The organism is Paraburkholderia sp. RL18-085-BIA-A, from assembly GCF_046027075.1.
Classification (GTDB): Bacteria; Pseudomonadota; Gammaproteobacteria; order Burkholderiales; family Burkholderiaceae; genus Paraburkholderia.
On sequence record NZ_JARESU010000208.1, the window covers coordinates 1 to 10,387 of the forward strand.

Below are 10,387 nucleotides of genomic sequence, written 5' to 3' on the forward strand. Positions count from 1 at the left end.
AAACAACTAATTTAACGAACTTCTAACTCACGACACTAGGTGGATTCTTCATATCACGTCTCCCTCCATTCAAGCGACACAATACAACGGCAGCGACCCGCCAATGCCGCCGCGTACGGGTCGTTCGGCGACAGCCGCGAGACCCTTCGGATCGTTCTGCGTATAGCTAGCAAAGTCGGGTTATAGCTGCGGAAGTAGTTGTTGAACATCGCCTCCGACACGCGCACCGTAGCCGCAAAAGCACCGGCCCCGCCCGCCCCCTATTGGCCATGCGACACCGAAGTCCAAGTAGGCCCGCTACGTCCTTAGGTTTGACCGAGTAGCAGCGAACCATGTGATCGCAGTAGTCGCACACCGTGTCAATCTGTCGTACTCGTTGCGCTTGAAATCAGGCGGTGGGGCAGCCAGAAAATCGGTTGCAAAACGCATCTCGGGTTGGGCAGCGTCGACCGCCAAATCAAAGATGTCGGCTCTTAGCCGAGCACGCTCTCGTACAGTTTCATCGATCAGTCTGGGGCATGGGCCATGCCGTCTTCGGGCTGACTTATGCAACAAAGCCGTCATGAAGATGCAATGCAAGTCCGATAAGGTCGCGGATTCTTACCAACCTTTCAATTTATTACCATACCGTGAAAAGAAAAATCTTAATTTCTGCGATTCTCGCAGCCGGTCTTAATGCATGTGGCGGGGGCGACATTGGCAGCAGCACTGTTGGTGACACTGGCAGCAATGCTGTGCCTGTAGTAGATAGCAAAATTCCTGCGCTTGCATTTGCCGATCCGCAAAGCACCTATGATTTGAATAGCTACACGCAGACAGCAATGTTTCCTCTGCAGTACGCTACGACCGGCACCAATCTGTTGAACGCCGAGGCATCCGGCGTGACCTATGACAAGGATACCGATTCGCTGTTTGTCGTTGGCGACGGAGCGACCTCAGTCGTGCAGGTTGCAAAGAGCGATGGTCACGTTATCGATTCCATGACTCTCAATGCCGGCGACTTCGAGGACACTGAAGGCATCACTTATGCCGGTGGCGGCAAGTTCGTATTGGTGGAAGAGCGTCTCCGTCAAGTCGATCTGTTCACTTACGTTCCGGGTGGAACATTGCACAGAGCAGACGTACAGTCCGTCAAATTGGGTACAACGGTTGCCAACGTCGGTATTGAGGGTGTTACTTTCGATACCAAAACAGGCGGCTACATTGCCGTGCGCCAGTCGCAGCCCACCAGCATTTTCCAGATGGCAGTCGATTTTGCAGGCGGGTCGGCGACAGCATCGAACGGTACGCCCATCTTGCCAACTACAGACAATCCTCCGGTGCTGTTCGATGCGGCCAAGACGGGCCTTTCTGCGTTCAATGACGTTTTCTCGTTGTCGAATATCGCACCGAGCAACGCTCCGGATTACGACAGCGTCATCATCATCGGCGCGCCGGATGGCAAGATCGTCAAGATGGATCGTACCGGCAAGTTGCTGAGCAGCTTGTATATGAGTGCCACTGCCCAGAATGAGGGAGTGACGATGGCCCCGGACGGTACCATTTATGCGGTTGGTGAACAGGCCGCGGGGCCGAGTCTGCCAGGCCTGACCATCTTCAAGCCAACCACCAGCACGAACAATGTCGGCATTGGCAGCAACCTCTACCTGACGTTCGATCAATCGGTGAAGGCGGGTGCGGGTAATATCGTTCTCAGTAACGGCGCCGACGACACGCGATCGATTCCTGTGGGCGACGCATCGCAAGTGACGTTCAGCGGTAATGTGGTGAAGATTCATCCGAAGTTCTACATGGTTGCCGGCACCACCTACCACATCACGTATCCAACGGGGGCGATCAAGACGGCAGCGGGGGGCGATATCTCTGCCGTGTCCGACTTGTCGACATTCTCGTTCAAGGCGATTGGTACCGTTGATCACACAGCCCCGACATTGACCAGCACTGCGCCGGTCGATGGCGCGACAGGCATCATCGGCAACCACATGACATTGTCGTTCAACGAAGTCGTGCAGGCGGGCACAGGTAACATTGTTATCAGCAACGGCTCCGATACGCGCGATGTGTCCGTTGACGACACGACCCAGGTCAAATTCAACGGCGGTCGGGTGAGCATCACCTTGACGGCACCATTGCAGGATAGTTCTCGCTACACCGTAAAATTGGCCAGTGGCGTTATCACTGACCTGTATGGCAACGCCTATGCGGGCACGACGCAGAGCTTCACGACTGCAGCAGCAGGTGCGCCAGCGCCGACCGTGCTGATCTCGGAGGTGAACTCGAACGCAGACGGAGGCCAGGATTTCTTTGAAATCTATAACTACGGCAGCACGGCAATTGATCTGACCGGCTGGAAGTGGGGCGACAGTCATGCTGACGTCAACGATGCCAACAATAGCGCGGCATTTGCGGCCGGTACGATGCTTGCACCGGGTGAGCATCTGATCGTTGTGCCGGGTGTGCCCGGAACGGACGAAAATACGTTCCGTGCAACCTGGGGCCTCGCTGGCACGGTTCCGGTCCTTGCGATGTTGAACGTCAATAACGATGCAACGAATCCGATCGGTTTGGGTAAAGGCGATGCGGTGATCGTCTATGATGCGAACGGTAATGTCGCGGCTGCAATGAACTACGGCGCACCGATCGATGCGGCGCAGGGAGACGGCACGACGAAAGCGATTCCAACGGCCTCGGGTGCAGATGCCAGCCTCGTTGCCGCCGGAAATCATGCTGGTGCCGTCTTCGTCGGCGGCAATGCGAAGGTTTCCGCAGTGTGGGATACCGTTTCGACAACGACGCCAAACTATGTTGAGGCAGCGGTTGGCGTGCACGGCGGCATAGCCGAGCCGCTTAAACCTGCGTCGATTGGTTCGCCTGGACAGTAATTTCCCGCCGCTTTGCGGCATGAGTATGGCGAAGAACCGCCCGACTATGTCGGGCGGTTTTTTTTTAAGGTCTTTACGCGTTAGTTCGTGACGCGGCTCTGTGACAGAGGGCAATGTAAGGTCAATCGCCGTGTGCTTCAAGCCATCTCACAGTTACCGTTTTTCCGGTTGCTGATTGAGCGCCCTTGGTGGCTAACAGGCGCCGCAAGTCATCACCGATGCCGTGGCGGGCTCAAGTCTTCTCACGCGGGGGATTCTCGATCACGGCGTAGGTTCTACGTCACGCGCTACATGACGCGCATGGTCTACGAGCCCGAAGTCACACCGAATGTCGGCTGCGGGGGAATTGAATCACGCCCACGGAGGTCCGCAATTGGCCGCGCTGAGCCAGACGATGACCGTCGCAGGCCGACCCAGAGCGGACGATTAACGTCCGAAAACAAACTCCGCTGTCGCTAAGATTTCTGCCATTCAACACGACGTTGTTAAACGTCGCTTCCTGGTCGAACCGCTGCCGACGATGCACTGCATACCGACCCCGTGCTGAACAACCCGCCGCCCCCGAAACGGATGCACGGCGTACCCATTTGCGCAAAGGTGATTTCGACGTCCGCCTCTTCTGAGGCCAGCGACCCACGCCTATAGTCGGTTCAGCTTTCGGACGCTAACCGCAACTTCCGGGCCCCGCACGAAGCTTCCCCAGTCTTAAGGAGCAATCTATGTTGACCAGGACGTCCCCGGCGTCTTTCGCCGAACCCGCTGCCGTCACCCTCGACGCGCAATACTTCGAATATACGTCGTCAGCTAATCCGATCGGCGCGAAGCTTATCTCGCGCGTGCCTTTCCGCAATTTCCCGCCGTCGCTCTACGCAACCGGCGCAACCCGCATCGTACCCCTCGACCTTTCCGCGGAGTTGGGTTGCCCCGGTCCCGCGACCGGCCCCGGCCTGTGCGCCAATTTCCTGCGTATCAATGCGGGGGATGCGTTGACGCTCGCCCCGAACGCAACCTCGCAGGTTTGCTACGTCATCAGTGGCTCCGGGAGCGTGACGCAGGGCGAGACCCGCTTCCCGTTCGCGCAGGGCGATTTCTTCACGCTGCCAGGCGGCGATGCCGCCGTGCTGTCCGCTGACGTGACGGCCACGCTCTATTACGTCAACGACGCGCCACTGCTCACCTATCTCGGCACGACCGGCGTAGAGGCGCGCTTTGCACCGACCCTCTATCCGGCCGCCCAGGCGCAGGCGGAATTGCGCAAGGTCTCGGAAGAAGCCAATGCGGGCCGCCGCAACCGCATCAGCGTGCTTATGGGCAACGCCAATTTCCCGCAGACGCGAACGGTCACGCATGTTTTGTGGGCCATGTTCGGCATTGTGCCGCCCAACTCAATGCAGAAGCCGCACCGCCACCAGTCGATTGCACTCGACTTCATCGCCGGGGGCAAGCCAGGCGTCTATACGCTGGTCGGTACAGAACTGGACGAGAACGGCAATATCGCGAATCCAACACGCGTCGACTGGGAAGCTGGGATGGCGTTCGTTACACCGCCGGGATACTGGCACGCGCATTTCAATGAAACAAACGAGAACGCCTATGTGATTCCGATCCAGGATGCCGGCTTGCAGACCTGGCTGCGCACGCTCGATATCCGCTTCGCCCGTTAAGGCTGTAGCGCCAGCGCGAGTCCGTCATCCCAGTACGGCGGCTCGCCAATCACCTCGGCGTAGAAATCCACGAATGCGCGCACCTTTGACGATACGATTTTCTTCGGGGGGTAGACCGCCCAGACCGCTGGTTCGGCTCGCCCCGTGCGCGCCTCCCATTCAGGCAGCGCGTGCTGCAGGCGCCCTTCGCGCAGGGCCGTAGCCGCGAGCCATGTCGGCAGAAGAGCAAGCCCGCAGCCGGCCACAGCGAGTTCCAGCACGGCCTCGGAGTCGTCTACGCGCAAGCGCCCTTGCAATTCCACCACCACATGCTCCGGCGACGCGTGTACATCTGCTGCGTGAGTGAAAGACCATTTGTCGTCCGGCAGCAGGGACAAGCGAAGCGCATCGTGCGCGGCGAGATCTTCAGGGACACGAGGCATCCCGCTCCGCTCGAAATACGCCGGACTGCCGCAGACGATACGACGATGCGGCGCAATGCGTTTGGCCATCAATGACGAATCGGCCAGCACGCCGATACGGATCGCCACGTCAATGCCAGCTTCGATCATATTGAGCGTTTCATCGGTCGACACGATGTCGAGGCCGATGGCAGGGTAGCGCTTCATGAACGCCGGCAGATGCGGCACGATATGCCGGCGCCCGAATGCCGGCGGCATCGTGACCCGTAGCACACCTTGCGGTGTGCGATTCAGTGACGACGTAACCTGGCGCGCCTCCTCGAGCGCCTGCAGGGCAACCAGGGCGTGTTCACGAAATAGCCTACCGCCCTCCGTCAGGACGAGCCCCCGTGTCGACCGGTTAAAGAGGGCAATGCCCAGATCCTTTTCCAGCTCGCTCACGTAGCGCGAGACGGTCGAGGTCTTGACTGCCATTTCATGGGCCGTCTTGCTGAAGCTCTGCACTTCCGCTGCGCAAACGAAGGCCCGTACCGCGGCAAAATAATCCATGGCATTTCTGACGCGAATCACACGTTCTGCAAGGAACTTCACGAGGTGAGGACCGGAACCCGCGCAACGCTCTTCGTGCGAGCCCTCGGCGCATGGGCGCGAACCGGATAATCCGGCTTTTGCTTAGACGGGTAGTGTACTGGCATAGCACAGCCAACGTGAAGAGGAGCCAATCGCAGAGTCAAAGCCACCGCGTTGAAATGCGAAAGTCCGCTTCAGTGTGTTGCATCCACCGGTTGAATCCGCCTCGGGTAACAGACTTTCCCGCGAGGATCGCCGCCTCAACCAAACGATTAGGCATCCTTGGCGATCGGCGCCTCGAGAAGACAACCAAACTCACGGGCAAAGTCGACAGAGACGCGCGCATGGACTGCGCCCTGCTTGTCAAAGAACCGCTGCGTCCCTCTAAGAGTGAACACACCTTCATGCCAGACATTTGGATGGATGTAGAGACCCTGCTGTCCATCGAAGCGAAAGCACACGAACTTCTCCGGCGCAATGTCGTCCCCCGGCAATGCCAGTGGAACGCAGAACGGAAGACAGTCGAGAGGAAAGAACAGTTGTCCGCCGTCGGGGTGGTAGTTCGCGTGCCAAAGCAACATGCGTTCCGGAGCATTGGCGTTGTCGTCGCGGGCCGCTTCAGGTTCCCTTGCGTACGCAAGAACGTAGTTACCGCTCACAGCCTCGTTTCGACCGTAGAGAATATCCCCGCGCCATTCGCTGACAAATGTGCCTTCGGTCGTGCCAGCCTCATCACCGGTTCCAGGGTCTACGGGCCTTGTCCCCACCGCTGGCCACTGCACAATCTCGATCGGGCACTCGCTCGGGTCTGTCACAAGCCTGCCAAATCCATCAAGCGTTGTAGGGGTCGCGTCGACCACGGGCATCGATACGCGTCGGAGGCCGGGAGGAAGGGCGGGGTTGAGGTAATCGATCTCTTGGGACATTGGCACAGTTTACACGAGTCGGAGAGTGACCGCAGATGCTCGAACAAGGCGTTTAGCCGACCTTCGTACACGTAAAAACGGCCACTGTGGTAACGCCGGACCGAACGTCGGAAACGGGTCGAGGACGGAAGTTGGCTGACGGGTCGAGGTCGCGAGAGCAGTGAACAATGTCGATGCGGGTGGTAGGCTCGTCGTGTCGGTCTACACCATGACCAATCCGTACCGCATACCGAGCATCACCGCCTCGGTGCGGTTGGTCGCGCCGAGTTTGCCGAAGATGGAGGAAAGGTGGAATTTCACCGTGTTGTCCGAGATGTCGAGTTGCCGCGCGATCTCCTTGTTGCCGAGTCCGTCGGCGAGCATCGCTAGCACTTCAATTTCGCGTAACGTCAAGGCTTCGAACGGTTCGCCGGACGCCGTCTGGCGCGACGGTTTTCGTCCGGCCAGCAGCCTTGCGAGGATGTCGGGCGACAGCACGCAAAGGCCCGCGGCGACGGCTTCGATGGACACGACGATTTCGCCAGGCATCGCGTTGCGAGGCAGGAACGCCACCGCATCGGCCGGCAGAACATCAAGGATCCCGTCGCTGTCCGGGTCATCGCTCAACAGGACGAGCGCCGGTGGCGCGTGCCCGAGTTCGAATAGCGTCTTGAGCGGGTCGCTCGCATCCGGCTCGATGTCGGCCACGACTACATCCGGCACTGAACCGGCGAGGCAATCGACGAGCGTTTCGGCGTCGGCTGCGCTACCCAGGAACCCAAGTGCCGGGTTTGCGTCGACAAGCATTTGCAGGCTTGCACGCACCTGCGACGATGCCGCAATCACCGCGACCCACACTGGCCCCACGTGTACCATCTGTCCATCCGACATTTCGCTACTTCCCGGACCTCACCTGCACGAATTCCGCCGTGGGCGTTCGCCCACCGTTACCGAACACACGTGGCGTTCGCCACCTCGGATCAACGCGATTTGCAACTGATGTCCAATGCTTGCGGAGTCCAGCGCGGCGTGCACGTCGTCCATGTCGCGGCAAGGCTTGCCGTCCAGTTCGATCAGCACATCGCCTATCAGCACGCCCGCCTGTTCCGCAGGACCGCCTGGCGCAAGCGAATTGATCAGCAATCCGCTACTGAACGGCAGGTTCATTTCCTTGACCCACGCATCCAGCAGGCTGACCTGCTGCGTGCCGACGCCGAGGTAGCCTCGTGAGACGCGCCCTTTAGCCAACAGTTCATCGGTGACGCGCTCCACGGTCATCGCGGGAATCACCATCCCAGCACCGCGCATAAGCGCGGACGTGCAGATGCCCATGACCCGCCCGCGCATATCCGCGAGGGCCGCCCCGGAGAAACCTGGGCGCAGACCGCCGTCCAGCCGCACCAACGCATCGAGCTGTCCACCTCTCCACGTGCGCCAAGGACCACCTGTGCTGCCGATCACGCCAAAATCAGCACTGACGCCGAGGTCGTCCGCACGCGCGACGGCGAGCGCAAGATGTCCCGGCTTCAGTGAGCGGGCATCGCCAGAATCGACTGGGTCCAGGTCCACTCCGTCAAGTCTCAGCACGCCGAGGTCGGTGCATAAGTCCAGGCCCGCGAGGACTGCGGCGACCTTACGGCCGTCGGTCAATGTGACTTCGATCCCGTCCTCACGCCTGATCGTGTGCGCAGCCGTCACGACGACACCATGTCGCCAGATTACCCCACTTGACGGCATGCGGTGCCGGCCGTGTACTGCCACGACGCTCCGCCCGACTCGCCCGACGATGTCTGCCAGATTGTCCGAGAGATCCATCAAAGGATTTCCGCTTGCGGATGTAGTTTCCATTTCAAGTCTCCTGCCAATTGCGATACGACCTACTTGTGCCTCGCGTCGTCGATTACTCATCTATCCTTTGCGGGTAGCGTGGTGGCGACGGGTTCACAATGACAGAAGGACTGGAGGTGCACACCACCCAAACGGGTAGTCGGATAGATGCAGTGCGGACTTCACTATGCAGCGTGAGGCAGAGATCGGCCAGCAGGAGCCGGTCGACGATAGTTCCACATAGCGGACACTCAACGGCGCTCTCAGGCGAGAGCGATCCCACGATTGTCGGAAGACCAGACATTTGAATGATCCCGCAATCCGAGGATGCGCGTTGGACCAAGTAATTATCTCTAGAACCGTTTTGAAAACCCCACGGTTAATCCGTGCGGCAATATCTGAACGAATAACGGCGTCTCCCACGTTGTGCTGAAGTAGCCGACCACCGTGCCCAATGCCCAGCCGGCCAGCACGTCGGTCTGCCAATGCGCCTGGCTCTTCATGCGGGCGACGGCATCATAGGCGGGAAGAATCTCCAGTGCGAAGACCCAAGGATTCCGGCGCCAGTAGTTGACAATGATCGGTGTGACGAAGCTCGCCTGAAGCGCGACTTCACCGCTAGGGAAGCTCTGGCAGCAAGTCCCCTGGAACCACACATCCGGCCCCTGTCCGCTACTCGGGCGCGGACGGCCAAACGCGTATTTCAAACCTTGCGCCGCAACCGCCGATATTGCCGAAGCGTCCAACGTTTGCCAGAAGGTGTGGCCCAGTTCGTTGTCGTTGCCGAGCCATAAGGCGCCACCCAATTCGGTAGCGATGACAGTGTACTCAAGCGCAAGTTGAACGTCCCGAGACCAGATGCCGCGCTCGTCCAACGCCCATACATGGTCGATTCCGAGCGGGCCACCGCCAGCATACGCGCAGGCTGAAGACAGTCCGAGCGTGGCAGCCGCAATCCAGTGCCTGACTCGATAACCAGTATGGTTGTGCGAAACAGGTGATCCAAAGAAGCGCATGACACCTCCTGGGAAGATCCTGGCGGACTGCATCCAGCTATATCGCGCGGGGGTCGACCAACACATGTTTGCGACGATCTTTCCCGGAGCCGAACTGGCTCTACAAGTTCATGCGGACGTTGCGAACGCATCCTGGATACAGGGCCATCTCTCGTTGTCTTGATGAGCGTCGAAGATAGTGTCTCTAGCAATTTGCGAGTTGATTCGTCGGCTATTGAATCGAATCTGTAGGATAGCTAACCGACGGTCTCGATGAATACGGGCGCAAGTGATGTCGTCAGCAGATAGGCTCGACGCATGTCTACCGTGAACGGTTTCGTAGTGTTGCTCGATGATATGGACGAGTGGAAATATTGGCAGTTATTCCGCTTTCCTTTCGAACAGCTATCGACACTGATGGAGTGTCTTGAGGACTGAATTACAAGACACCTCTGCATATGGCTGAAGCTTAGGCCCATGCTACCGGCTGAATCTGAAGGAAATCTTAACCATGGCGACAACGTCCGCTTCCTCTGGATGCGACAGCCGGCAAGCGGGGTCAAGAGGAATTCGCGAATGACTGTTGTCGAGGAAAGTGAGGGGCTGGTGTGGGTCGATCACGGGCTTCAGACGCCGTGGCAATGCTGGGCCTGTCAGCGCTGGGCGATGACCACGTGCGCCTGGATCTTTTCGTCGACCGGTCCCGTGCCGAATCACTCAGCGATCCCAGTTGCGGACGCTGACGTAGCGATGCCCATGCCTATGCCAGAACGGGCATCAATCTCATTGCGCAATGACGTTCCCCGGCAATAGGCGACGGCTGGCACGCGAGCCGATGCCGCGCGGCTATGCGGCGCAATCGTCTCGAAGTGTGGCGCCGTGCTGAAGCCCGAATCCGCGAGGTTGCGTGAAATCACTTGCGGGCCGAAATAGCCGTGCGGCGTGCGCACCATGAAAAGTGGCGGGTCATCGGGGAAAAGACCAGCAAGCGCCGCCGTGACGGTATTGGCAAACTCGTTTTCCCCGATGCGATCCCAGACGTTGAACAACAGTGACTGTCATGGAGATCGGGGATCGAGCCGGCGAAGCGAGCGTCGGTAGCAAAACTGTCCATGCGCCGCCTTCTTGCTCTTGCGGCAATCT

The 10,387-nt window shown here is 59.1% G+C and carries 7 protein-coding genes; 2 read left to right on the forward strand and 5 right to left on the reverse strand.

All coding sequences use genetic code 11. The features are described 5' to 3' along the window. Window positions 1-629 precede the first annotated feature (629 nt). Together P0D89_RS48205 and P0D89_RS48210 are read left to right on the forward strand one after the other, a co-directional pair. On the forward strand, window positions 630-2,882 hold the full coding sequence (locus P0D89_RS48205; RefSeq protein ID WP_408369478.1) for an SdiA-regulated domain-containing protein: 2,253 nt from the start codon (window positions 630-632) through the stop codon (window positions 2,880-2,882). A 719-nt stretch (window positions 2,883-3,601) separates the two neighbouring features. Beyond that, on the forward strand, window positions 3,602-4,546 hold the full coding sequence (locus P0D89_RS48210; RefSeq protein ID WP_408369476.1) for a cupin domain-containing protein: 945 nt from the start codon (window positions 3,602-3,604) through the stop codon (window positions 4,544-4,546). On the opposite strand, the gene P0D89_RS48215 is transcribed toward P0D89_RS48210, so the two are convergent. From P0D89_RS48215 to P0D89_RS48235, 5 genes are all read right to left on the reverse strand, one after another. Further along, window positions 4,543-5,496: a LysR family transcriptional regulator gene (locus tag P0D89_RS48215; protein ID WP_408369474.1), complete on the reverse strand. Its 954-nt coding sequence runs from the start codon at window positions 5,494-5,496 to the stop codon at window positions 4,543-4,545. The genes P0D89_RS48210 and P0D89_RS48215 overlap by 4 nt on opposite strands. A gap of 293 nt (window positions 5,497-5,789) precedes the next feature. Further along, window positions 5,790-6,443 (reverse strand): ureidoglycolate lyase, encoded by a 654-nt coding sequence (locus P0D89_RS48220; RefSeq protein WP_408369472.1) that lies wholly within the window; start codon window positions 6,441-6,443, stop codon window positions 5,790-5,792. 201 nt (window positions 6,444-6,644) lie between these two features. Then, window positions 6,645-7,313: a LuxR C-terminal-related transcriptional regulator gene (locus P0D89_RS48225; RefSeq protein WP_408379037.1), complete on the reverse strand. Its 669-nt coding sequence runs from the start codon at window positions 7,311-7,313 to the stop codon at window positions 6,645-6,647. Between the two features lie 18 nt (window positions 7,314-7,331). Next, on the reverse strand, window positions 7,332-8,237 hold the full coding sequence (locus P0D89_RS48230; protein ID WP_408369481.1) for a S1C family serine protease: 906 nt from the start codon (window positions 8,235-8,237) through the stop codon (window positions 7,332-7,334). 365 nt (window positions 8,238-8,602) lie between these two features. Continuing rightward, window positions 8,603-9,265 (reverse strand): phosphatase PAP2 family protein, encoded by a 663-nt coding sequence (locus P0D89_RS48235; RefSeq protein WP_408369468.1) that lies wholly within the window; start codon window positions 9,263-9,265, stop codon window positions 8,603-8,605. Window positions 9,266-10,387: the final 1,122 nt, after the last annotated feature.

What these genes read in the sequence shown, in the direction of transcription:
- P0D89_RS48210 (WP_408369476.1), top strand. Translation starts at nt 3,602, where the DNA reads ATGTTGACCAGGACGTCCCCGGCGTCTTTCGCCGAACCCGCTGCCGTC.
- P0D89_RS48215 (WP_408369474.1), bottom strand. Translation starts at nt 5,496, where the DNA reads ATGGATTATTTTGCCGCGGTACGGGCCTTCGTTTGCGCAGCGGAAGTG.
- P0D89_RS48220 (WP_408369472.1), bottom strand. Translation starts at nt 6,443, where the DNA reads ATGTCCCAAGAGATCGATTACCTCAACCCCGCCCTTCCTCCCGGCCTC.
- P0D89_RS48225 (WP_408379037.1), bottom strand. Translation starts at nt 7,313, where the DNA reads ATGTCGGATGGACAGATGGTACACGTGGGGCCAGTGTGGGTCGCGGTG.
- P0D89_RS48230 (WP_408369481.1), bottom strand. Translation starts at nt 8,237, where the DNA reads ATGGATCTCTCGGACAATCTGGCAGACATCGTCGGGCGAGTCGGGCGG.
- P0D89_RS48235 (WP_408369468.1), bottom strand. Translation starts at nt 9,265, where the DNA reads ATGCGCTTCTTTGGATCACCTGTTTCGCACAACCATACTGGTTATCGA.